Genomic DNA, 21,003 nt, shown 5'->3' with positions numbered 1-21,003 from the left:
ACCCTTGCTAGCTCCGCCAGGCCGCCAGATCGGCCAGGATCCCTGCCTTCATCGCGGGGTCGGCGTAGCTCGCCTGCACCGATGTCGCGGCAAGCTGGCGGATGGTTTCGTCGTCCCAGGCGAAGGCCTCGGCGCAAGCGGCGTAGGATGCTTCAAGCGTGGTGTCGAGCAGCGCCGGATCGTCGGTGTTGATCGAGACCGGGACCCCGGCCTTGCGCAGGGCGTCAAGCGGATGTTGCGCCAGCGAGGGATAGACGCCAAGCGCCAGATTGGAGACCGGGCAGATGCCGAGCGGAATCCGTCTTTGCGCCAGCAAGTCGACAAGGTCCGGATCCTCGATCGCCCGCACGCCGTGGTCGATGCGGTCGGCTCCCAGCAGTTCGATTGCGTCGCGAACGCCTTCGGGCCCGCTCGACTCGCCGGCGTGAACCGTGCGCCGCAAACCCGCCCGCGCCGGCACGGCGAAACGCCTCGGCGAAGCGCGGGCCGGTGCGCCCGGCCGCCGCTTCGTTTCCGTCGATCGAGAAGGCAACCACGCGCCTGTGCCTGATGTCGCTCAGCAACTCCACCAGCTCGATCGCTTCCGCCGCCGACTGGGTGCGCAGCAGGCTGACGCAAAGCCCGGCCGGGGGGTGCCCATCCTGTTCGGCGGCCGCGAAGCCCGCGTCGAACGCGTCGATCATCCCCGGAATATCCTTGTGCCAGTGCGGCCAGTGGGTCGGGTTGACGATGACGTCGGCGTAGCGCACGCCGCTTCGGCCCATCCGTTGCGCGAATTTGTAGGCCGTGGTGGCGAGCTGCTCGCGCGTGCGGAATGTCCCGCATAGCCAGTCGAGCATCTCGAGGAAGCTCTTGAGGTCGTGGGCTTCGAAGAGCCTGTCGCGCGGCGCCCGCAGCGGAATGCCGGCTTCCTCGCAGTTCCGGATCACATCGTCGGCCTCGAAGCAGCCCTCGATATGGATGTGCACTTCGGCTTTCGGCAGTCCGATGAAGTCGGTCAATGACGCCCCCCCTCTTGGCCGGCACCATCAAACCATGAAACGGTCGCTGTCGGTTTCAAGAAATGATTGAAAGAACTGCGCAAGGGCCGCGAGATTGGCGGCGCCTGCCAGAAACTGACTCCTCGCCCCGCTTGGTCTACGCACAACGCTCGTCCGGCAAAGCTCCCTTCCTTTCCCTCCGGAGGGGGGAAAGGTGGCGCTGCGAAGCAGCGACGGATTGGGGGAACCGCGTGCCAATCAAGCCTCGGGCCGATCAGTCACGCCAGTCACGGAAGATGTGTGCATGGCGTAGCCGATCGAACCCAAGCTCACAGCGCCCTGATGACACCCCCATCCACCCGAATGTTCTGGCCGGTGATGTAGCCCGCACCGTCCGAAGCCAGGAACGCGATGGTCGCGGCGATTTCCTCCGATGTGCCGTAGCGTTGCATCGGCACGTTGTCGCGGCGCTCCTCGGTGGCCGGCAGGCTGTCGATCCAGCCGGGCAGCACATTGTTCATGCGCACATTGTCGGCGGCGTAGGTGTTGGCGAAGATCTTGGTGTAGGCGGCAAGGCCGGCCCGGAACACGGCCGACGTCGGGAACATCGCATTCGGCTCGGCCACCCAGGCGGTCGAGATGTTGATGATGGCGCCGCCCTTCTGCTTGACCATCTGCGGCGCCACGATGCGCACCGGCCTGATCACGTTGAGCAGATAGACATCCATGCCGGTGTGCCATTGCTCGTCCGTGATCTCCAGGATCGGCGCACGCGGGCCGTGGCCGCCGCTGTTGACCAGCACGTCGATGCGGCCAAAACGCTCCAGCGTCAGGTCGGCGAGGCGCTGCAGATCCTCATTCGACTGGTTGGAGCCGGTGACGCCAAGCCCGCCCAATTCCTTGGCCAGCGCCTCGCCCTTGCCCGACGAGGACAGGATGGCGACCTTGAACCCATCCGCCGCCAGCCGCTTGGCCGCCGCCGCCCCCATGCCGCTGCCGCCGGCCACGACCACAGCCACTTTTTCTACACTCATTGGATTTTCCTCTTCGGGTTGGCGGGAGCCGCAAACGGTGTTTTCGGGATCCGGGCGCTGATATAGCTGGTTTTTCCGCTCGGTTCGAACCAGAATGCCTGAAATCAACCAGTAGAAAAACTCCTGCATGCCCGAAGCCTTCCTGAGCCTGCCGCCGCTGAATGCGCTGCGCGCCTTCGAGGCCTCGGCGCGCCATCTCAACTTCCGCATCGCCGCCGAGGAGTTGAACGTCACCCAAGGTGCGGTCGCCCAGCACATTCGCGGGCTGGAGGCCGAGCTCGGCACGAAACTGTTCGAACGGCTGCCACGCGGCCTGGCGCTGACCGATGAGGGCCGCGCCTATGTCCCCAACATCCGCCGCGCCTTCGACCTGATCTCGGAAGCAACCTTGCTTCTGCGCCCCGAACCGGCGCGGCTGACGATCAGCGTGACGCCGAGCTTCGCCACCAAATGGCTGATCCCCAGGCTGCAGGACTTCATGGCCGACAATCCGCTGGTCGACCTGCGCGTGCTGGCCAGCGAAAGCCTGTCGAGCTTCCAGGCCGACGGCGTCGACATCGCGGTGCGGCAGGGCCGCGCCCCCTTCGGCCCCGGCCTGATCGTCGACCTGTTGTTTCCCCAGCAGATCATCGCCGTCTGCAGCCCGGCCCTGCTGCCGGCCGGCACAACCGAAATCGCGGCGACCGAAATCCAGCATCACCTTCTTCTGCACGACGCGCACAATCTATGGCCGGAATTCATGGAAAAGGCGGTCGGCCTGAAGATGACGACCGAGTTGAAACGCATGCGCTTCAACCAGACCGGGCTCGCCATCGACGCGGCCATCGCCGGCCAGGGCATAGCGCTGGCCAGCCGCTTCCTCGTCGCCGCCGACCTCGCCGCCGGCCGGCTGATCCAGCCAGTCCGCGGCGAGATGCGGGGCACGCAGGATTTCTATGTCGTCATGCCGAGAAAACAGCGCCATCCCGAGCCGACGCAGGCCGTGCGGCAATGGCTGCTCGATGCGGGGGATCGGGCGTTCTCATGAACGTCGTGACGAATACGAACCGGTCGTGCGTCAACCGCCTAAGCCAGCGCCGCCCCTCATTGCCCTGCCGGGCATTTCTCCCCGTATAGTGACGGGGAGAAAGAGCGGATCGTAACGTCGGCGCCTTCACTGCAACGTTGGCGATTGGCGAAATCATTCACGACAGCGTCCCTCTCCCCGTCACTATACGGAGAGAGGATGCCGGCAGGCAGGTGAGGGGCAGCGCTGGCATCCGGTAATGGAACTCGAGCCTTCCCGCCCCTACCCCTCCACGGTCTCCAGCACGCTCAACAGCGTACCTTCCATGTCGGGCTCGTCGCCGGAACACACGCACAGCATCTCGGCGTCGCCTTCGCCCACCGAGAGATAGGCGTGGCCCATGGTGGAATCGATGTAGACGCTGTCGCCCTCCTTGAGCCGCACCGGCGCGTACTGGTCGGTGTGCAGTTCGATCTCGCCCTTGAGCACGATCAGGAATTCCTCGCCGGCATGCCTGGTCAGAGGGCCGAATTCCTGCGGCGTGCGGGCCCGCGCATAGGCGCGGATCGGCACCATGCGCTTGCGCACCAGGTCGGTGGCCAGATAGCGATAGTCGTAGTTGCGGGTCAGCTGGCGCAGCGTGTTGGCCGGTGACGTCACCGAGCGGCGGGTGCGCGACGCCGGCTGCTTGCGGTCGCCGCTGAGCAGTTCCGTGACATGGATGCCGAGCCCCTCGCAGATCTGCAGGAGCTTGTCGTAGCTCAGCGACATCTGGTCGTTCTCGACCTTGGACAGCGTCGACACCGCGACGCCGGTGAGCGTGCTGACCTCCTGCAAGGTCCAGCCATGCGCTTTTCTCAGCGCACGCAGACAATCACCGAGGTTCGGTTGCTCCGACATCATCAGCTCCATGGCGCGGCCATCCGTCGCTCGCTTGCTCTAGGTAGTCGAACGCCCCGCCGCCATCAACAACATCAACAATTTTCTTATACGCTAAATATTGACTGGATACGAAAACATTTTTACGACTGGCGGATGCAGTCGAAGTCTTCCAAAAAAATCGTCGTCATCGGTGGTGGCATTGCCGGCCTGTCGCTGGCCGCGGCCGTGCGGGACTGGGCGGAAGTCACCGTCATCGAGCGTGAGCCGCATCTGGGCTACCATGCCAGCGGCCGCTCCGCAGCCCTGTTCACCGAGACCTATGGCAACCGGGTGGTGCGCGGGCTGACGCTGGCCAGCCGGGAGGCCATCGTCGAGGGCGGGTTCGTCGCCCACCGGCGTGGCGCCCTGCATGTCGGCTGGCGCGGCGACGACGCGGCGATAGACCGGCTGGCCGGCGAATTGCAGGCGCTTGTGCCGAGTGTGCGCCGCCTCTCCGCGGCCAAACTCCACGCCCTGGTTCCGGTCATTGCCACGGAGGCCACCTGCGGCGGCGTCTATGAGCCGGACGCGGTTGATGTCGACACGGGCAAGATGCTGGGGTCAAGCGCCTCGGCGCTGAAGTCCAGCGGCGGCATCATCCGCACCGGCGAGGAAGTCCGCGAGATCGCCCATGCCGGAGACGGCTTCCGCATCACCACCAGTGCCGGCGAGCATCGGGCCGACATCGTCGTCAATGCCGCCGGCGCCTGGGTCGATGTCGTCGCCGGCCTTGCCGGGCTCTCCGGCCTTGGCTTCCAGCCCAAACGGCGCACCGCCTTCCTGTTCGACCCGCCCGCGGGCACCGACATTGCCGGCTGGCCGCTGGTGGTCGACTTGCACGAACAATTCTACTTCAAGCCCGATGCCGGCAGGCTGATCGGCTCGCTCGCCGACGAAACGGACTCCGAGCCTTGCGACGCCTGGCCCGAAGACATCGACATCGCCATCGCTGTCGACCGCATCGAGCAGGCGACGTCGATGCGCATCGGCCGGCCCTCGACGCCGTGGGCGGGCCTGCGCACCTTCGCGCCCGACCGAACCCCGGTCGCCGGCTTCGACCCGCGCCTGCCCGGCTTCTTCTGGCTCGGCGGCCAGGGCGGCTACGGCTTCCAGGTGTCGCTGACGCTGGCCAGGCTAAGCTCGGCGCTGATGCGCGGCCAGCCCTTGCCGGCGGATGTCACAGCGCTTGGCGTCAGCGCCGCGGCGCTGGCGCCCGACCGCTTCCTTGTCCCGGCGGCAACGCCATGAAGTTCATGCCCTTCCCTCAACCCCCGAAACTGTCATCAGGAGCGTTTGCGATGAAATCCACCGTTCTGCGCGCCGTGCTTGCCTCGACCCTTCTGGCCTCGTCCGTCCTTCTCGGCGGGCAGGCCTACGCCAAGACACTGGTCTATTGTTCGGAAGCCAATCCGGAGACCTTCAACCCGGCGATCGGCATCGCCGATTCCACCATGGACGCCGCCGCCAAGACGATCTTCAACCGGCTGGTCGAGTTCAAGCCGGGCACGACGGAGGTCGGGCCGGCGCTTGCCGAGAGCTGGGATGTCTCGCCGGACGGCAAGACCTACACGTTCCACCTGCGCCACGGCGTGAAGTTCCAGTCGAACGAGCATTTCACCCCGACGCGTGATTTCAACGCCGACGACGTGCTCTACACCTTCAACCGCCAGCGCGATGCCAACAATCCCTACCACAAGCTCGGCGGCGGCACTTACGAGTACTTCAACGCGCTGGGCATGGGCACGCTCATCGAGAAGATCGACAAGGTCGACGACTACACTGTGCGCTTCACGCTGACAGCAGCCAACGTCACCTTCCTGGCCGGGCTGGCGCTCGACTATCTCTCGATCCTGTCGCTGGAGCAGACCGAGAAGATGGTGGCGGCCGGCACGCCGGAGCTGATCGACAGCCAGCCGGTAGGCACCGGCCCGTTCATGCTCGAGGCCTATGTGCCCGACAGCCAGGTCCGCTACACCGCCAACAAGGATTACTGGCGCGGCGCGCCGAAGATCGAGACGCTGGTCTTCGCCATCACGCCCGAGCCGACCACCCGCGTCGAGCGCATCAAGGCCAATGAATGCCAGGTCGCCGCGCCGCCGCCGCCGAGCGCGGTGGCCGAGCTGCGCACCGATCCCGACATCACGGTGCTCGATCTCAAGGGCCAGAACATCGGCATTCTCGGCTTCAATGTCGAACACCAGCCGCTGGGTGATGCGCGCGTGCGCACCGCGCTGGCCAAGGCCATCGACCGCAAGGCGATCGTCGAGGCCGTCTATGCCGGCGCGGGCACGGTGGCCGGCAGCGTCGTGCCGCCGGCGCAGCTCGGTGCCGTCACCGATGCCGGCATCGACTATGATCCCGACGGCGCCAAGAAGCTGCTGAAGGAAGCCGGCCACGAAAGCGGGCTGAAGATCAGCCTGTGGGCGATGCCGGTGTCGCGCCCCTACAATCCCAACGCCAAGCGCATGGCCGAGATGATCCAGGCCGACTGGGCCAAGGTCGGTGTCCAGTCGGAGATCGTCAGCTTCGAATGGGGCGAATATCTCAAGCGCACCGCCGCGGGCGAGCAGGACACCTTCCTGCTCGGCGGCAGCAGCGACAATGGCGATCCCGACAACATGCTGAGCTACCTCCTGTCCTGTGACGGCGTGAAGGGCGGTTCGAACCGCTCGCGCTGGTGCGACAAGGATTTCGAGAAACTGCTTGACGAAGGCCGCGTCGCCGCCGACCCGAAGGAACGCGCCGCGATCTACGGCAAGGCGCAGGCCATCCTGAAGGTGGAGGTGCCGGTGGCGCCGATCGCCCATTCCATGGTGGCGATCCCGATCCGCAAGAGCGTGCTCAACTACGTGCTCGACCCCTTCGGCCGGCAGAATTTCGCCGCGGTCGACATAGCGGAGTAAGGCCCGGCTCCTCCTGGTCCATCCCTCGGCTGGATGGACCACGACATCCATGAAACCAGCAATTTAGCGGCGAAAGCAGAATCGATGCGTGAAAACTTGACCGCCCTCCTCGACAGCTACCTCGCCGATGGCGCGGTAGGCGCCTCGCTGGCCTATGCGCGAAACGGCGCGACGCCGACCGCCCTCGCATCGGGGCTTTCCGACCGGCAAAGCGGCGCCGGCGTCACACCGGACCAACTGTTCAAGATCGGCAGCTGCACCAAGACCTTCGTCGCGGCGGCACTGGTCAAGCTCGCCGAGACCGGCAAGCTCGACCTCGGCGCGCCGATCTCCGCCTGGTTCCCGGACCTGCCGGGCGCGAAAGACATCTCGGTGCGCCAGCTGATCAACCATCGCAGCGGGCTGCCGGAATTCGAATATTACATTCCGATGGACCCGAGCCGACGGTGGACGCCTCGGCAGCTGGTCGACATCGCCTTCGCCTCCGACAAGCAGAAGGCCCCGGGCGGTCCGGCTGTCTACAACAACACCGGCTATGTGCTGGCCGGCATGGTGATCGAGGCCGTCACCGGCCAGTCGCTGGGCGCCTATGTCAGAAGCGCGATCCTGCAGCCGCTCGGCCTGAAAACCACCTGGTCGCCGGCGACCGAGGCCTTTCCGGAAAAATCGATGGTCCGCGGCTATTACCACCGGCCGCCGCCGGCGCCGGACGCGCCGGCCGACATCGCCTCGGGCGCCGAGATGTGGCGCATGGACGGCGTGCTGCCCTATTCCGACGCCTTGCAGGATTCCTCCGATTCCTTCCCCTTCGAGGCCGCCTATGGCTGCGGCGACATGGTGTCGACCCCGACCGACATGGTGGGCTTCATGCGCGGCCTGTTTTCCGGCGGGCTGCTGTCGCCGCCCTTCTTCGCGGAGATGTTCGAACACCGCGTGCCGGCGAGCTTTCCCGGCACACGCATGCGCGAAACCGGCGCCGGCATGTTCCAGAGCGCCTATGCCGACCGCGCCTTCTACGGCCACCAGGGCAGCATTCCGGGCTATGTCGCCGTCATGCTGCACGATCCGGAAACGGATCTCACCATCGCCATGACCAGCAATGTCGGCTCCGGCAACCGCCTCTCCTTCCAGGCCAGCGGCCTGCATCCGGTGGTCGATCAGGCGATCCGGATCATTCTCGAGTAAGCGTCAGGGCCGCGCCTGGCGCCCGAAACCGGAGGACGGATCGGGCAAGCCAGGCAGCATCTGGCTGAGCACGCGATCGCGAAGAAAGACGTGATGGAAGATGGCCGCGGCCGCATGCAGGCCGGCAAGCCACATGATGATATCGCCAAGCGTGCCATGGATTTCCGCCAGCGGAGCACCCCAAGTGCCTGAAAACGGGCCGATTGCTCCCAGGCCGTAGACCGTCACGGGGTGACCTCCGAACCAGGCGCCGAGCATGGCGGTCACCGGGATCGCGAAAAGCAGTGCGTAGAGCGCCCAATGCGTTGCCTTCGAAGCGACCTCCATCCAGGCTGGCATGGCCGGGGCATCGGGAATGCGGTCGAACAGTCGCCAGACAAGGCGGATGACCAACAGCCAGAAAACGGCGAAGCCCAGCGATTCATGAACCAGCAGCGTCGAGGCCCTGGCCGCTGAATAGACGCGCTCGGCAGGACCACCTGCCGAAACCAGGAAGGCAATGAGCACGAGCACTGCCGTCAGCCAGTGCAATGCCTGGGCAAGGCCTCCGTAGCGGGTTGTAGTACCGGACAGCGACATGCGAGAGTTCCCAAACAGTTGGACACGTTCCTCCCGCACCCCTCTCCGAACTTGCCCTCGTTTCGATTGTTCCTCAAGCGCCCTCTAATAAATTTGTCATGCGCCGGTCTGTATGACGGGATGTCTCGCCCGCCGCCGGCAAGAGGTGCCGCGATCGATACGGTTGGTGCGCTCGCAGCTGGATTGCCGCGCGGGGATATGAGACGCTGCCTGATCCCCGGAAGCGAGATGCCGCCATGAAGCCCACTCTGCCGCTGCTGTTGTGTCTCAATGGCGGTTATGTCGACACGGCGGGCTTCCTGGCGCTGCAGGGCTTGTTCACCGCGCATGTGACGGGAAACTTCGTCACCCTGGGCGCCTCGCTGGTGCTCGGTATTTCGGGCGTGCTGGCAAAGCTCCTGGCGCTGCCGGTGTTCTGCATCGTCGTCATCCTGACCCGGCTGGCCGGCGAACATCTGCGCCGGCATGGCCGGCCGGCGCTCGGGCCGCTGTTGGGAACCAAACTGGCGCTGCTTGTCATCGGGGCCGCCCTGGCGATCCGCTTTGGCCCTTTCGCCAGCGGCGACAGCGCGGCCGCGATCGTCACCGGCATGGTGCTGGTCGCCGCCATGGCGATCCAGAACGCGGTGCATCGGGTCCATCTGGCGGCAGCCCCGCCCTCGACGCTGATGACCGGCACCACCACCCAGATCATGATCGACCTCGCCGACCTCGTCGGCGGGCTGGCGCCGCAGGCCCGCCCGGCGCTTGTTGCCCGCCTGCGGCGCATGGCGGCGGCGGTCGCCGTGTTCGCCGCCGGCTGCGCGGCAGCGGCACTCGGCTTCGCCTTCGTCAATGTCTGGTGCTTCGTCGTTCCGCCGGTGATCGCACTGGCCGCGCTGGTGCTGCGGATCGCGGCGCCGGAGGAGACGAGGCAATAGGATCAGCCCCGCGACGAGAAAATCGCCACCGCCGCCGCAACGATTTCGGCATTGTCCTTCGCCACCGTTCCATCGGCCAGCGTCTTGCCGTCTTCCAGCCCGACCCGCGTCGACCAGCGTTTTTGGCGCGCCAATTCCACGAACGGCCAGACCGTGGCGTCGGCGCCATGCAGCAGGATCGGCCGCCGCATTTCGGCGCGTTCGAGCACGGCGCCGATGCCTCGAGCCTCGTCGAGCGCTGCCGCCAGGTCCTGGATGTCGATCTCGACCAGGATGCGCAGCACCCGGTTGCGGTCGGCAAGCGCCACGAAGCGCTCGGCATCCTCTGTCGTGGCAAGCCCGGCCTCGATGCCGACGCCGCGCTGGCGCAACAGCTCCATCACGGCGGGCGCATCGGCTTCCGACAGGTTGACAGAGGCGTAGTCGGGCAGTTCGCGCCAGCCGGCGATCGCCGCGCGGGTCCGCCCGACATCGTTCTCGATCCAGGCGCCGGTCGACACACCGACAAGCGTGCCCGGGCAAGCCCGGCGCACCGCCAGCACCGTCGCGTCGACGGCCGCCAGGCTTTCGCGCCCGTCGGCGCCGCGCGGATGGATGTGCAGTTCGCCGGCGCCGGCGGCGACACAGGCCGCGGCATCGCTTGCCATGGCCTGCGCGTCGAGCGGCAGCTTCGGGTGGAAATCGCGCGGACGCGCGCCGTTGATGCAGGCCTGGACGATCATGAATGTCACCTCGGGCAAGGAAGTCGCAGTCTAGCCGTGCGGCCAGGCCGGGCAAAGAGTTGCGCGGTGCCTCTCCTGACAGCGCGGCAAGGTCCGGCGGCATTTGAATAAAAAACGCCTGTGGATATTTACCCAGCGTTCCGGCGGGCGAGCCAAGATAAATTAGGGCGGGATCATGGAGGGACCATTGACCAGCGATTTTTCAGCCGCCCGCATCCATCTCGAACGCGCCTATCACTATCTGCGCGGCAATGACGAGACGAGTCGCTCGACATGCGAGGCCCTCGACCTCCTCATCGAGACGGTGGCGGAAGCACAGCACAGGCGGTCCGAGACCGGAGTGCTGGCCTTTCCCCAGGCGACGATGCGGCAATCCAGCTGATTTTGAGCGACAGGCATCAGGATGCCTTGCGGGCTCCGCTTGCCGGCCCGGCCGCACGTGCCACGATCTGCTCCAGCGGTTCGGGCCGGTGCAGCAGGAAGCCCTGGCCGAAATCGACGCCCATTGCCTGCAGGATGCCGAGCGTCTCGGCCTGCTCGATCTTCTCGGCCACGACGGCGCAGCCGACACTGCGGGCAATGCCTGATATGGCCGAGACGATCTCGCGGTCGAAGCGGCTCTCGGCGATGTGCTCGATGAAGGAACCATCGATCTTGATGGCATCGACCGGAAAACGCCTGAGATATTCGAACGAACTCATGCCGGCGCCGAAATCGTCGAGACTGACCTTGCAGCGCCGCTCGCGCGCCTTGCGCACGAACGCCTCGGCGGCGTCGAAATTGGTGACGGCGGCGGTTTCGGTGATCTCGAATCCGATGCCCGAATGCGGCGCCCCGGTTTGCTCGATGATGCCGTCGACGAAGTCCCACAGGCCCGGGTCGCTCAGCGTCTGCGCCGACAGGTTGAAGCCGAGCGTGATCGCGCCGGACTTCATGGCCGCGCCGTGCCGCGAGAGCGCGGTGCGGATGATCCAGCGATCGAGCCTGGCGGCAATGCCGAAGCGCTCGGCCGCCGGTATGAATTCGCTGGGCGGGATCAGCTTGCCGGCGCGCCCGGCAAGCCGCGCCAGCACCTCGACATGGCGGCTTTCCTGCCAGGGCCGGCCCAGCCGGTGGATCTCCTGGCCGAACAGTTTCAGCCGGCCGTCCTCCATGGCGTCGACTGTGTCGGCGGCGAGCCGTGCCGCGTTGAGGCCGCCCGAAGCGGCCTCGGCTGAAAACACCGCGAAACGGTCGCGCCCGGCGGCCTTGGCCGCGTAGCAGGCATCGTCGGCGCAGGCCAGCGCGTCGGCAACCGTGGTGGTTCGGTCATCGACGATCGCGATGCCGATGCTCGCCGCGAGCCGGCGCGAGGTCGCGGCGAGGCCGAGATCGGCGCCGCGCACGGCCGCCAGGATGGCGCCGGCCAGCCGCTCGGCCTGTGCGGCGTCGCAATGGGGCACCAGCAGGGCGAACTCGTCGCCGCCCAGCCGCGCCGCGTGCGCCGATGGCGGCAGGCAGCGGCCGATGCCCGCCGCCACGCTCTTCAGCGCGAGATCGCCGGCGGCGTGGCCGGCGAAGTCGTTGAGCGCCTTGAAGTAGTCGAGATCGATATAGAACACCGCCAGCGGCATGCCCGTGGCGATATGGTCGGCAAGCAGCCTGTCGAAGGCGGCGCGGTTCCACAGGCCGGTCAGCGCATCGTGGCGGGCGGCGAAGGCAAGCTCCTGCTCGCGCAGCTTGTCCTCGGTGATGTCGCGCACCGTGCCGAGGACCTGGCCGGCAGCGCCCGCGGCGGCGACGAAACGCACCAGCGATTCGATATGGCGGATCTCGCCGTCGCGCCTGATGATCCGGTACTGCGAGGCGGTAACGCCGTCCGAGCCGGGTGACGGCAGGTGCGCCCGTTCGGTGGCTTCCTTGTCGTCGGGGTGCAGGTAGGTGTGCCAGAGGTCGCCCGCCACCTCGTCTGTGTCGGCGACGAGGCCGAATATGTCCCGGGTGCGGGCGTCCCAATAGCTCTTGTTGGTAGCGATGTCGTAGTGCCAGATGCCGGTGCCGCTGGCGGCGAGCGCGAGGCGAAAGCGCACATTGACCTGTTCGAGCGCGGCTTCGGCCGCTTTCTGCTTCGAGATGTCGGTCTGCACGCCCATCAGCCGCAGCGGCCGCCCGTCCGCGCCGCGTTCGACGATGCCGCCGCGATCGAGCACCCACACCCAGTGCCCCCGCTTGTGCTTCAGCCTGAGTTCGGTCTCGATGGTATCGGTCAGCCCGGCGATGTGGCGATCGCCACTGGCCAGCGCGCGTTCGCGATCCTCGGGATGGGTGAGTTGCAGCCACAGGTCACTGGCGTTGGCGAGTTCATCTTCCCCGTAACCCAGCATTCGCGCCCAGGTCGCCGAATAAAAGCAATCGCCGCTGCGAAGATCCCAGTCCCAGACGCCAAGTTGGGCGCGTTCCAGGGCCTTGGCCCAGAACGCTCCGTTGCGACCTTTCCTGCTCTGACGCGCCATAGTCTGTTTCGCTTGCCCCACGCACGGACAATCTGCCGCAAAACCAGAGAAGAAACAGTTACCGGAGCGGCGGATGGCCATGTCGGGAAGGTCAGCGGCCCGTCAAGACGCCCACGCTGCATGCCGCAACAGGCGGCCCGTCAATTTTCCTCGACCGTTGACACGCCAGTGGCCGCCGTCACGCTGGACAGTTTTTCGCGCTTTTCGAGCCTCGGCTTTTCGTAGGTCTTCTTCATGGCCAGTTCCTTCTTCAGTGCCCATTCACCGCTCAAGTCTATCCGGGCCAGGTGGCCAGGCTTGGGCCCAGCGGAACAGAGTTTGGCCTGCACGGCCCTGTCCAGGTCCCGGTACCGACGCTTCGCGGTCTTTTGATTGGCCGACAAGAAGCGGAGTTCTGTCGCCGGCCAATGGTCCTAGTGATCGCACGAGGCCGCCCATCCCGGCGGTCTCGAGAGAAGCAGCCGCCCATCAGCCATCGGGCCGAATGCGCCCACGCCTTGGGGAAACGGCATGCACGACAACAAGAGGACCCTCCCATGACCAAACAGGAAGACAACAAGGTCGTCGTCGTCAGATGGTTCACCGATTTCTGGGGTGGAACCTGCGATCTGTCGGTCGTCGACGACATCGCCGCGCCCGACATGCTGCTCAAATATTCCTTGCATGAGCCACGCCGGGGCCGCGACGACATCAAGGCCTTCATGACCGATTTCCGCGCCGCCTTCCCGGATCTCAACTTCTGGGCCACCGCCGATCTCATCGCCGAGGGCGACTATGTCGTCGGCCAGTGGGAGGGCGGCGGCACGCATACCGGCCCGGCTTTCGGCGATTTCCTGGCCGGTTCGCTGCCCGCCGCCACCGGACGCGCCATGCGCTTCACCGGCACCACGGTGCTGAAGGTGATCGACGGCAGGATCGTCGAGGAGATCGGCCTCGACGACGGCGTCGCGGCGCTGACCCAGCTCGGCCTGATCAAGGCCGCCTGATCGGCGGGGCCATCGCCGCCTGGGCGATGGCCCCTTGGTCCGACAACCCGTCAGGGTGTTCGGCAGCGCCACACGACATCGTCAATAGTTGTGCATTTCACTGTGACATCTTCGTCAACGATTCCTTGATGAACAAGGAAGAATTATAGACGTCTAATATTTCGATTTTTATCCTTTTCCAAGTGTAACTGAATAGTAATACACAATATGCAAAAATACCCGTCAATAGTGCTTTGGGCTGCTGGCGGGACGTCCTTCGATGAGTGCGCACACCGGGCAACGGGGCCGCGATCGCCGGTCCCTTGCCGTTTTCGACCTGGACATCGCGGTCACCAGGAGCGACTGGCTGCTGGCCGCCCTGTGCCTTACCTGTATCGCGGCGGCGATTTGCCTGCGGCCGGAGCGTTATCTGCGGCTGTCCATACAGTATTTCGGGACATTCCTCAGCGTGCTGCCGGTGCTCCTGGTGGTTGGCCTCGGGCTGGCGGCGCTGATGTATGGCAGGCCAACGCCGACAAGGTTCATGGTGCGGGTGCTCAGGGAACGCGGCCCGGCGGCCGCGCGGGTCGTCCTGCTGTTCTTTCTCGGCATCACCGCCTTCACGACGTTCAGGATCACCATACCGGAGATCGTGCCTTACTATGCCGATCCCAAGCTGGCCGAACTCGATCTTTGGCTGCACGGCATCGATCCCTGGGTATGGACGCACCGCATTGTTTCAGAGCCCGCCTCCATGCTGGTTTTCAAGGCCTACATGTCCTGGTGGTTCATGCAATGGTTCGGCGTCATGCTCTTCGTCGCCTTCTGGAACAACCCCGTCCGGCGCATCCGCTATCTTTGGGCGTTCGCGCTCACCATGATTTTTTGCGGCGCCGTTCTTGCGACCATGCTGTCATCCACCGGGCCGATATTCTACGACCGGTTCTATGGCGGCGACCGATTTGCCGGGGTGCTCGCCGCGCTGCTGGCGGACCCGCATGCCTTGCCGGTGAGGTTCGCCGCCAATTATCTGCTCGATGCACACGACAGCGGCAGGTCCCGGTTGGGCACCGGCATCACCGCGATGCCCAGCATGCATGTCGCCATCGCCACGCTCAATGCTTTCTTCCTCACCGGTTTCGGCCGCCGCTGGGCCTTCGCCGGATGGTCTTTTGCAGCACTCATCCTGTTTGGCTCGGTCTACACCGGCTGGCACTATGCCGTGGACGGCTACCTTTCGATCCTTGTCGTGTCCGCGATCTGGTATCTGACAGGGCGTTTCCTCCTGCCGCAAGCGAGCCGGGACACCGTCGGGCTGGATCTGCCGCTGCCAGAACCGGTGTCGCAATGAGCGGGTTCGGCTGAGGCCGGCAAACCACTTCCAGCTGGCGTTCGGCCAGGCGGCCCTGGAGCCGCCTGGCCCTGGCTCGCTACTGGCTCGGCGCCATCGCGTGTTCGCAAGACACTTTCGGGTTCATGTCGGCGAAAGTGCCGGTCGGGTTGCCCTTCCAGGCCCAGACATGCAGCTCGTAGAATTCACCAAGGCCATAGCGGTTGGGCGCGCTGTTGAAGTTGAACAGCTGTCCGTCCAGCGACGCCGGTCCCTTGGAGGTGATGTATTCGACCGCCACCAGCTTCAACGTGCCGTCGGCCATCGGCTCGTACATGACGGCCTCGGGACGGGCGATGTCGATCTTGTCGTCCTTCAGGTACTGGCCGTTGACGTAGTGGATGCCCATGGCGCCGCCGGTGATGCCGCTGGCGCAGGGAATGGGCGCATAGCCCTCGGCCGTCGCCGCTTTCACGTCGAGAAACCGGTTGTTGGCGGCCCGCACCTTGTCGGCCAGCGGATTGGGGCCGGACACGGCTTCAGCCGCCTCCTGATGCGCCTGTGCGAAGGTGGTGCAGACGGCCAGCATGGCCCCCGCCATGACAAGCCTGTTGCGGAAATCTGGTATCATATCCATTCCATTCTTCTTGAAAAAGCACGGCTGGCCGGCCGCCGGAAATACGGCGGCGCGACAGGCAAGCGCCGTGGCTGTTGTTGCTTGGAGATCCCGAAAACGATGCGGCGAATGCCGGTCATCCCTTCGGCAGATACGGGATCGTTCCGGCCAGGTCGGTGTCGTCGATCAGCTGGAAACGGCTGTCGCTGCCGCCTTGACGGGCCGAAACGAAAGGCGCGTAGGCCGGATCGTTGGTGAAGGCGCGCGCCGCCGCCTCCGACGGGAACGCCATAAGGGCGATCAGCGTGGTGTCGAGCGGCTTGCCTTCGAGCGTCTTCACATTGCCGCTGCGCGACAGATACTTGCCGCCATGCTTGTGGACGAGGTCATGCACCGAGGCGGCATAGGCCGGCACCCATTTCGGGTCCTTCATCTTGATGTCGGCGATAAGATAAGCAGTCATGGTCGTCTCCTGGTTGCGGTGCACAGGGATATCCCGTGTCACCGGCCAAAGGGCTCGCATGGCGGGGCTCTGGCCAACCAGTCCGCGATCTGTACCGGGCCGGTACAGTTTCTGTACTCGCCGCCTCAATCATGAAGGGCTAATGTTCGGCCTTGCTTCGAGGGAGGGACACCAGTCATGGCCCAGCACGGATACAAGCAGTTCTGCCCGCTATCGATGGCCGCCGAGGTGCTGTGCACCCGCTGGACGATGGTGCTGATGCGTGAACTGGTGGCCGGTTCGACCCGCTTCAACGACCTGCGCCGCGGCGTCCCAAAAATGTCGCCGACCCTTCTGTCGCAACGGCTGAAGGAGCTCGAGCTGGCTGGGGTCGTCGAGCGCAAGGAGGTTCAGGGCGAGAAAGGGATCTTCGATTACCGGCTGACCGAGGCCGGCCGCGATTTGCGCCCGGTCGTCGAGGCGATGGGCTTCTGGGGGCAGAAATGGGTCGAGTCACGGCTGTCGCTCAAGAACCTAGATCCGTCGCTGCTGATGTGGGACATGCGGCGCAATCTGAACCCATCGCCGCTCCCTGAAGGGCGCACGGTGATACAATTCCTGTATCAGGATCTGCCGGCATCCAAACGCTCATGGTGGCTGATCGTCGAAAAGCACGGCGAGGTCGACCTGTGCTGGTATGATCCCGGCTTCGATGTCGATCTCTACGTCTCGACAGACCTGCACACGATGACGGCGATCTGGATGGGGTTGCTGACCGTCGAGAAGGCCGGCGCCAAGGTTTCGCTGACCGGCGACCAGGCCATCGGCAGGAAGATGCAGACCTGGCTCGGACTCAGCCCGTTCGCGGTGGAGCCCAAACGCGCGGCTTAGGAGAACCGAGAGCCGCTTGTCAGGAAACGGGTGGCGGGGCCGGTCCCAGGCGGGCTTCAATGCCGGCATGTTCATCACGCTGCAAAGAGATCTGAAATCGACGCCGCTGGCGGTGGCCGACGACCCACGCTGGGCGCGCATCGTTGCGCGTGACAAATCGGCGGACGGAGAATTCTGGTATTCGGTGGCGACGACCGGCGTCTATTGCCGGCCCTCCTGCCCGTCGCGGCAGGCCAACCCCGCCAATGTGCAATTGCACGACACGCTGGCCCAGGCGAAGGCGACCGGCTTTCGCGCCTGCCGGCGCTGCAAGCCGGATGGTCAATCGCTCGAGGCCGGCAATGCCGCGATGGTCGCCGATGCCTGCCGCAGGATCGAACAGGGCGAGCAAGAGCCCTCGCTAGCCGAACTCGCCGATGCCGCCGGCCGCAGCCCCGGCTATTTCCACCGCGTCTTCAAGGCGATCACCGGGCTGACGCCGAAGGACTATGCCGGCGCGCACCGCGCCGCCCGGGTCCGCCAAGGGCTGGAGGACGGCGCCAGCGTGACGGCCGCGATCTACGATGCCGGTTTCAATTCAAGCGGCCGCTTTTACGAGAAATCGACCGGCATGCTCGGCATGACGCCGACGCGCTACCGCGCCGGCGGCGCCAACGAGGATATCCGCTTCGCCGTCGGCGAGACCTCGCTCGGCACCATACTGGTCGCGTCGAGCCGCAAGGGCGTCGCCTCGATCCTGCTCGGCGGCGATCCGGACGCGCTGGTGCGCGACCTGCAGGACCGTTTCCCCAGGGCGCGGCTGATCGGCGGCGACCGCGACTACGAGGCGCTGGTCGCCCGCGTCGTCGGCTTCGTCGAGGCCCCACAGTTCGGCCTCGACCTGCCGCTCGACGTGCGCGGCACCGCGTTCCAGCAGCGTGTCTGGCGGGCCTTGCGGGATATCCCGGTCGGCAGCACGGTGTCCTACGCCGAGATCGCCGAACGCATCGGCTCGCCCAGGGCAACCCGCGCCGTCGCCGGGGCCTGCGCCGCAAACGCCCATGCGGTCGCGATTCCCTGCCACCGCGTGATCCGCAAGGACGGCGCCCTCTCAGGCTATGCCTGGGGCGCCGAGCGCCGGCGCGCGCTTCTTGACCGCGAGGCCGACGGGACGGCGACCGCGGCCGACAGGGCCGACCGGCCTACACGGGCCTGACGAGGATCGGCGATGCGCGCGATGGCAAGGTCCTCCACCGCCGGCGCAAACCGCCAGATCGCGGTCAGCCGCCCGGAAGACGCCAAGTCGCGGGTGTTGGCCGCCATCGTTGAGCTGGTCGACAGCGGCAGGGCGGAGTGGAGCCGCACCGCGACAGACGAGATCGAGCTGCGGCTGTTGAGCGGCGAAGTGTTCATGCTCGGCGAGGTGTCCGTCACGCGTGTGGGATAAGCACACTCAGCACCCTACGGCGCCCCCCTCTGTCCTGCCGGACATCTCCCCCACAAGGGGGGAGATTGGCTGTCATCACGGCCTTCGCCAATTTTCAACGTCGCGGGACGAGCGGAGGCGCCAAAGCTGCCAATCTCCCCACCCGTGGGGGAGATGTCCGGCAGGACAGAGGGGGGCGCCGTAGGGTGATTACCCTGGCATCGCTAGCCCCTCGAAGATTTGAATTTGAAAGCAAGCACCGGAGTGGGCGCGCGCCGGCACATGGCTAGGGTTCAGGCACAGACAAAGGAGTGAAGGCAATGAATATCATGCAAACCCACATGACCGAACCGACGGCGCACATCGACACCATCGCCTACGCCATCGGCCAATCCGCGATCGGCAAAGTCCTGGCCGCTCGCAGCCCCATCGGCGTCTGCGCCATCCTGATCGGTGACGACGCCAAGGCAATGGAGCAGGATCTCGCCAACCGCTTCCCCGGCAAGGTTCTGGTCAAAGACGAACCGGGGCTGCGTGACGATCTTGCTGCAATAGCGCGCTTCGTCGAAACGCCCGCCGCCGGCCTCGACCTGCCGCTCGACATGCGCCACGGCACGCCGTTCCAGCAACGGGTGTGGGAAGTGCTGCGCACCATACCGTGCGGCGCCACGATGACCTACACCGCGCTTGCCCGGCGCCTTGGCCAGCCGAACGGCGCCCGCGCCGTGGCGCTCGCCTGTGCCGCCAACGCGATCGCGCTCGGCATTCCCTGCCATCGTGTTGTCAGAGCCGACGGCACGCTGTCGGGCTACCGCTGGGGCATCGAGCGCAAGCGCGCGCTGCTGGACAAGGAGGCCGCGATATGAACGCCCATGCCAAGGTTGCCACATCCGTGGTCGAAGCCGCGGAGGCCCGCATCGCCGGCTACGACTGGCCGGCCCTTGCCGCCGAACTCGACGGCTTCGGCTGCGCGGTGATGCAAAAGCTGCTCTCGCCCGAGGAGTGCCGGCGGATCGCCGGCCTCTACCCCCAGGAGCAGCATTTCCGCAGCCATGTCCACATGGCCAGGCACGGTTTCGGCAAGGGCGAATACCGCTACTTCCGCTATCCCTTGCCCGACCTCATCGGCGGCCTGCGAAGCGCGCTCTATCCAAGGCTGGCAGAGGTCGCCAACAGATGGAACGAGCGCATGGGCATCGCCCTGCGCTATCCCCGCACCCATGCCGGGTTTCTGGACCAGTGCCATGCCGCCGGCCAGGAGCGGCCGACGCCGCTTCTCCTGCAATATGTGCCCGGCGACTTCAATTGCCTGCACCAGGACCTCTATGGCGACCTCGCCTTCCCTCTGCAGGTGGCGATCCTGCTCTCCGAACCGGGCGAGGATTTCACCGGCGGCGAGTTCGCGCTGACCGAACAGCGGCCGCGCATGCAGAGCCGGGTCGAGGTGGTGCCGTTGCGCCAGGGCGATGCGGTGGCCTTCGCCGTCCACAACCGGCCGGTGCAGGGAACCAAGGGCAACTACCGCGTCAACCTGCGCCACGGCGTCAGCCGGCTGCGCTCGGGCATGCGCCACACGGTCGGCATCATTTTTCACGATGCCAGGTGAGCGCCGCTCAAGCCTCCCAATAGGGCGGATCGCCAAAGGCGTCGCGCAGCCATGTGGTGAGCGCGCGCAGTTTGGCGGATCCGCGCCTATCCTCGGGATAGGCGATATAGATGGTGGCGCCTTGCGGCTCGGCGCCGACATCGACGACCGTCAATCGCTTGTCGGCGATCTCGGTCTGGATGAAGTACGCGGGGAGCAATGCCAGGCCGAGGCCGGCAAGAGCGGCGTCGCGCATCAATATCCCGTTGTTGACGCGCAGCGCGGTTTGCGGGCGGATCGTCACCAGCCGCCGCGAAATCTTGAACCGCCAGTCGGCGGCGCCCCGGATGGAATAGATGATGCCCTTGTGGCGTTTCAGGTCGTCGGTGGTCGCGGGTCGTCCGAACCGCTCGATGTAGTCCGGCGAAGCCACCAGGAATCGCGCGCTGGAAGCCAGCTTCCTGACGATGACCGGTCCGTCATCGACGACGGGCCCGTGACGCACGATCGCATCGTAACCATCTGCCACCATGCTGACGAAACGATCGTCGAGATCAAGCGTCAGTTCGATCCCCGGGTGCCTGGCCAGGAAACCATACAGCGCGGGGCCGAGATGGAGGATGCCGAAACTGGTCGGCGCCGATATCCTGAGCGGCCCGGCCAGTTCGCCGCGATGTTCGGCGACTTCGGCTCTGGCATCGGCCACCTCCTGCATGATGCGCCTGGCGCGTTCGTAGAAACCCCGCCCCGCTTCGGTGATCGAGAGTTTGCGGGTGGTGCGGTCCAGCAGCTTTGCGCCGAGGCTGCGCTCGAGCTCCGACAGCCGCTCGCTGATGACGGACTTGGACAGGCTCATGCGCCTGGCCGCCTCGCTGATCGAACCGGATTCCGCGACGGCGACAAACGCGGCGGCGGCTTCAAGCTTTAGCATTGTTCGGCGTTCCCGAATTCACAATCAGGCGACCGGCGCCTAACGAAATCAAGGACATGGTGCCATAGTTCGAAGGACCGCGATACGGCGGCCACA

General features: G+C 65.8%; 23 protein-coding genes and 1 pseudogene. 13 read left to right on the top strand and 11 right to left on the bottom strand.

Annotated features, from left to right (window positions below):
• Positions 1–7: 7 nt before the first annotated feature.
• The 3 genes and pseudogenes from EB815_RS33970 to EB815_RS17060 all read right to left on the bottom strand — a co-directional run bounded on the left by EB815_RS33970 (position 8) and on the right by EB815_RS17060 (position 2,014).
• Positions 8–460 carry an adenosine deaminase family protein gene (locus tag EB815_RS33970; protein ID WP_274534576.1) on the bottom strand — a complete coding sequence of 151 codons (453 nt, stop codon included), beginning with the start codon at positions 458–460 and terminating at the stop codon, positions 8–10.
• 70 nt (positions 461–530) lie between these two features.
• A pseudogene (locus EB815_RS33965) lies at positions 531–929 on the bottom strand (adenosine deaminase); the annotation flags it as partial.
• A 380-nt stretch (positions 930–1,309) separates the two neighbouring features.
• Complete coding sequence (locus tag EB815_RS17060) at positions 1,310–2,014, bottom strand: SDR family oxidoreductase (protein ID WP_056572128.1); 705 nt, start codon at positions 2,012–2,014, stop codon at positions 1,310–1,312.
• 127 nt (positions 2,015–2,141) lie between these two features.
• Between EB815_RS17060 and gcvA the strand changes: the two genes are divergently transcribed.
• Entirely contained in the window at positions 2,142–3,041 is a 900-nt protein-coding gene (gcvA, locus tag EB815_RS17055) for a transcriptional regulator GcvA (RefSeq protein WP_056571433.1), read from the top strand.
• A 261-nt stretch (positions 3,042–3,302) separates the two neighbouring features.
• On the opposite strand, the gene EB815_RS17050 is transcribed toward gcvA, so the two are convergent.
• The gene (locus EB815_RS17050; protein WP_056572126.1) at positions 3,303–3,920 is read right to left on the bottom strand and encodes a helix-turn-helix domain-containing protein; all 618 of its coding nucleotides are present in this window, start codon (positions 3,918–3,920) and stop codon (positions 3,303–3,305) included.
• Between the two features lie 135 nt (positions 3,921–4,055).
• Here EB815_RS17050 and EB815_RS17045 point away from each other — a divergent pair, with 135 nt between their 5' ends.
• From EB815_RS17045 to EB815_RS17035, 3 genes are all read left to right on the top strand, one after another.
• Complete coding sequence (locus tag EB815_RS17045) at positions 4,056–5,189, top strand: NAD(P)/FAD-dependent oxidoreductase (RefSeq protein WP_056571430.1); 1,134 nt, start codon at positions 4,056–4,058, stop codon at positions 5,187–5,189.
• 50 nt (positions 5,190–5,239) lie between these two features.
• Complete coding sequence (locus tag EB815_RS17040) at positions 5,240–6,844, top strand: ABC transporter substrate-binding protein (RefSeq protein ID WP_056571427.1); 1,605 nt, start codon at positions 5,240–5,242, stop codon at positions 6,842–6,844.
• Positions 6,845–6,928: 84 nt separating this feature from the next.
• Positions 6,929–8,029 (top strand): serine hydrolase domain-containing protein, encoded by a 1,101-nt coding sequence (locus EB815_RS17035; RefSeq protein WP_056572124.1) that lies wholly within the window; start codon positions 6,929–6,931, stop codon positions 8,027–8,029.
• A gap of 3 nt (positions 8,030–8,032) precedes the next feature.
• Here the strand turns inward: EB815_RS17035 and EB815_RS17030 are convergent, their stop codons facing one another.
• Positions 8,033–8,608, bottom strand: coding sequence for a cytochrome b (locus tag EB815_RS17030; RefSeq protein ID WP_056571424.1), 576 nt, complete (start codon positions 8,606–8,608; stop codon positions 8,033–8,035).
• A 236-nt stretch (positions 8,609–8,844) separates the two neighbouring features.
• Here EB815_RS17030 and EB815_RS17025 point away from each other — a divergent pair, with 236 nt between their 5' ends.
• Positions 8,845–9,528 (top strand): YoaK family protein, encoded by a 684-nt coding sequence (locus EB815_RS17025; protein ID WP_056571421.1) that lies wholly within the window; start codon positions 8,845–8,847, stop codon positions 9,526–9,528.
• Between the two features lie 2 nt (positions 9,529–9,530).
• Here EB815_RS17025 and EB815_RS17020 read toward each other — a convergent pair whose 3' ends face one another.
• Positions 9,531–10,250, bottom strand: a complete 720-nt coding sequence (locus tag EB815_RS17020; protein ID WP_056571418.1) for a 3-keto-5-aminohexanoate cleavage protein — start codon at positions 10,248–10,250, stop codon at positions 9,531–9,533.
• 187 nt (positions 10,251–10,437) lie between these two features.
• On the opposite strand from EB815_RS17020, the gene EB815_RS17015 reads away from it, so the two are divergent.
• The gene (locus EB815_RS17015; protein WP_056572122.1) at positions 10,438–10,632 is read left to right on the top strand and encodes a hypothetical protein; all 195 of its coding nucleotides are present in this window, start codon (positions 10,438–10,440) and stop codon (positions 10,630–10,632) included.
• A gap of 16 nt (positions 10,633–10,648) precedes the next feature.
• On the opposite strand, the gene EB815_RS17010 is transcribed toward EB815_RS17015, so the two are convergent.
• A complete protein-coding gene (locus tag EB815_RS17010) occupies positions 10,649–12,742 on the bottom strand; it encodes an EAL domain-containing protein (protein WP_056571415.1) in 2,094 nt (697 codons plus the stop codon).
• Between the two features lie 140 nt (positions 12,743–12,882).
• Positions 12,883–13,071: a hypothetical protein gene (locus EB815_RS33605; RefSeq protein WP_244494080.1), complete on the bottom strand. Its 189-nt coding sequence runs from the start codon at positions 13,069–13,071 to the stop codon at positions 12,883–12,885.
• Between the two features lie 207 nt (positions 13,072–13,278).
• On the opposite strand from EB815_RS33605, the gene EB815_RS17000 reads away from it, so the two are divergent.
• Both EB815_RS17000 and EB815_RS16995 read left to right on the top strand, forming a co-directional pair.
• Positions 13,279–13,728: an ester cyclase gene (locus EB815_RS17000; protein WP_056571409.1), complete on the top strand. Its 450-nt coding sequence runs from the start codon at positions 13,279–13,281 to the stop codon at positions 13,726–13,728.
• Between the two features lie 259 nt (positions 13,729–13,987).
• Complete coding sequence (locus tag EB815_RS16995; RefSeq protein WP_056571406.1) at positions 13,988–15,058, top strand: phosphatase PAP2 family protein; 1,071 nt, start codon at positions 13,988–13,990, stop codon at positions 15,056–15,058.
• Between the two features lie 79 nt (positions 15,059–15,137).
• Here the strand turns inward: EB815_RS16995 and EB815_RS16990 are convergent, their stop codons facing one another.
• Together EB815_RS16990 and EB815_RS16985 are read right to left on the bottom strand one after the other, a co-directional pair.
• Positions 15,138–15,638: a hypothetical protein gene (locus tag EB815_RS16990; RefSeq protein WP_056572119.1), complete on the bottom strand. Its 501-nt coding sequence runs from the start codon at positions 15,636–15,638 to the stop codon at positions 15,138–15,140.
• Positions 15,639–15,789: 151 nt separating this feature from the next.
• On the bottom strand, positions 15,790–16,116 hold the full coding sequence (locus EB815_RS16985; RefSeq protein WP_056572117.1) for a DUF1330 domain-containing protein: 327 nt from the start codon (positions 16,114–16,116) through the stop codon (positions 15,790–15,792).
• A 177-nt stretch (positions 16,117–16,293) separates the two neighbouring features.
• On the opposite strand from EB815_RS16985, the gene EB815_RS16980 reads away from it, so the two are divergent.
• From EB815_RS16980 to EB815_RS16960, 5 genes are all read left to right on the top strand, one after another.
• Positions 16,294–16,986: a winged helix-turn-helix transcriptional regulator gene (locus EB815_RS16980; protein ID WP_056571403.1), complete on the top strand. Its 693-nt coding sequence runs from the start codon at positions 16,294–16,296 to the stop codon at positions 16,984–16,986.
• A 67-nt stretch (positions 16,987–17,053) separates the two neighbouring features.
• Positions 17,054–18,181, top strand: a complete 1,128-nt coding sequence (gene ada, locus EB815_RS16975) for a bifunctional DNA-binding transcriptional regulator/O6-methylguanine-DNA methyltransferase Ada (RefSeq protein WP_056571400.1) — start codon at positions 17,054–17,056, stop codon at positions 18,179–18,181.
• Positions 18,182–18,202: 21 nt separating this feature from the next.
• The gene (locus tag EB815_RS16970; protein WP_244494079.1) at positions 18,203–18,412 is read left to right on the top strand and encodes a hypothetical protein; all 210 of its coding nucleotides are present in this window, start codon (positions 18,203–18,205) and stop codon (positions 18,410–18,412) included.
• A gap of 299 nt (positions 18,413–18,711) precedes the next feature.
• Positions 18,712–19,257 (top strand): methylated-DNA--[protein]-cysteine S-methyltransferase, encoded by a 546-nt coding sequence (locus EB815_RS16965; protein WP_056571394.1) that lies wholly within the window; start codon positions 18,712–18,714, stop codon positions 19,255–19,257.
• Positions 19,254–19,997 carry a 2OG-Fe(II) oxygenase gene (locus EB815_RS16960; RefSeq protein WP_056571391.1) on the top strand — a complete coding sequence of 248 codons (744 nt, stop codon included), beginning with the start codon at positions 19,254–19,256 and terminating at the stop codon, positions 19,995–19,997. Before EB815_RS16965 ends, EB815_RS16960 begins: the two co-directional genes overlap by 4 nt.
• 7 nt (positions 19,998–20,004) lie before the next feature.
• Here the strand turns inward: EB815_RS16960 and EB815_RS16955 are convergent, their stop codons facing one another.
• Positions 20,005–20,907 (bottom strand): LysR family transcriptional regulator, encoded by a 903-nt coding sequence (locus EB815_RS16955; protein ID WP_056571388.1) that lies wholly within the window; start codon positions 20,905–20,907, stop codon positions 20,005–20,007.
• Between the last annotated feature and the right edge of the window lie 96 nt (positions 20,908–21,003).

Source organism: Mesorhizobium loti, from assembly GCF_013170705.1.
GTDB lineage: Bacteria > Pseudomonadota > Alphaproteobacteria > Rhizobiales > Rhizobiaceae > Mesorhizobium > Mesorhizobium loti_D.
This window is presented reverse-complemented; position numbering and strand designations above follow the sequence as displayed.

Bases quoted from the DNA above. Each gene is read 5' to 3' on its own strand.
- EB815_RS17060 (WP_056572128.1), bottom strand. From the start codon at position 2,014: ATGAGTGTAGAAAAAGTGGCTGTGGTCGTGGCCGGCGGCAGCGGCATG.
- gcvA (WP_056571433.1), top strand. From the start codon at position 2,142: ATGCCCGAAGCCTTCCTGAGCCTGCCGCCGCTGAATGCGCTGCGCGCC.
- EB815_RS17050 (WP_056572126.1), bottom strand. From the start codon at position 3,920: ATGTCGGAGCAACCGAACCTCGGTGATTGTCTGCGTGCGCTGAGAAAA.
- EB815_RS17045 (WP_056571430.1), top strand. From the start codon at position 4,056: ATGCAGTCGAAGTCTTCCAAAAAAATCGTCGTCATCGGTGGTGGCATT.
- EB815_RS17040 (WP_056571427.1), top strand. From the start codon at position 5,240: ATGAAATCCACCGTTCTGCGCGCCGTGCTTGCCTCGACCCTTCTGGCC.
- EB815_RS17035 (WP_056572124.1), top strand. From the start codon at position 6,929: ATGCGTGAAAACTTGACCGCCCTCCTCGACAGCTACCTCGCCGATGGC.
- EB815_RS17030 (WP_056571424.1), bottom strand. From the start codon at position 8,608: ATGTCGCTGTCCGGTACTACAACCCGCTACGGAGGCCTTGCCCAGGCA.
- EB815_RS17025 (WP_056571421.1), top strand. From the start codon at position 8,845: ATGAAGCCCACTCTGCCGCTGCTGTTGTGTCTCAATGGCGGTTATGTC.
- EB815_RS17020 (WP_056571418.1), bottom strand. From the start codon at position 10,250: ATGATCGTCCAGGCCTGCATCAACGGCGCGCGTCCGCGCGATTTCCAC.
- EB815_RS17010 (WP_056571415.1), bottom strand. From the start codon at position 12,742: ATGGCGCGTCAGAGCAGGAAAGGTCGCAACGGAGCGTTCTGGGCCAAG.
- EB815_RS17000 (WP_056571409.1), top strand. From the start codon at position 13,279: ATGACCAAACAGGAAGACAACAAGGTCGTCGTCGTCAGATGGTTCACC.
- EB815_RS16995 (WP_056571406.1), top strand. From the start codon at position 13,988: ATGAGTGCGCACACCGGGCAACGGGGCCGCGATCGCCGGTCCCTTGCC.
- EB815_RS16990 (WP_056572119.1), bottom strand. From the start codon at position 15,638: ATGGCGGGGGCCATGCTGGCCGTCTGCACCACCTTCGCACAGGCGCAT.
- EB815_RS16985 (WP_056572117.1), bottom strand. From the start codon at position 16,116: ATGACTGCTTATCTTATCGCCGACATCAAGATGAAGGACCCGAAATGG.
- EB815_RS16980 (WP_056571403.1), top strand. From the start codon at position 16,294: ATGGCCCAGCACGGATACAAGCAGTTCTGCCCGCTATCGATGGCCGCC.
- ada (WP_056571400.1), top strand. From the start codon at position 17,054: ATGTTCATCACGCTGCAAAGAGATCTGAAATCGACGCCGCTGGCGGTG.
- EB815_RS16970 (WP_244494079.1), top strand. From the start codon at position 18,203: ATGGCAAGGTCCTCCACCGCCGGCGCAAACCGCCAGATCGCGGTCAGC.
- EB815_RS16965 (WP_056571394.1), top strand. From the start codon at position 18,712: ATGAATATCATGCAAACCCACATGACCGAACCGACGGCGCACATCGAC.
- EB815_RS16960 (WP_056571391.1), top strand. From the start codon at position 19,254: ATGAACGCCCATGCCAAGGTTGCCACATCCGTGGTCGAAGCCGCGGAG.
- EB815_RS16955 (WP_056571388.1), bottom strand. From the start codon at position 20,907: ATGCTAAAGCTTGAAGCCGCCGCCGCGTTTGTCGCCGTCGCGGAATCC.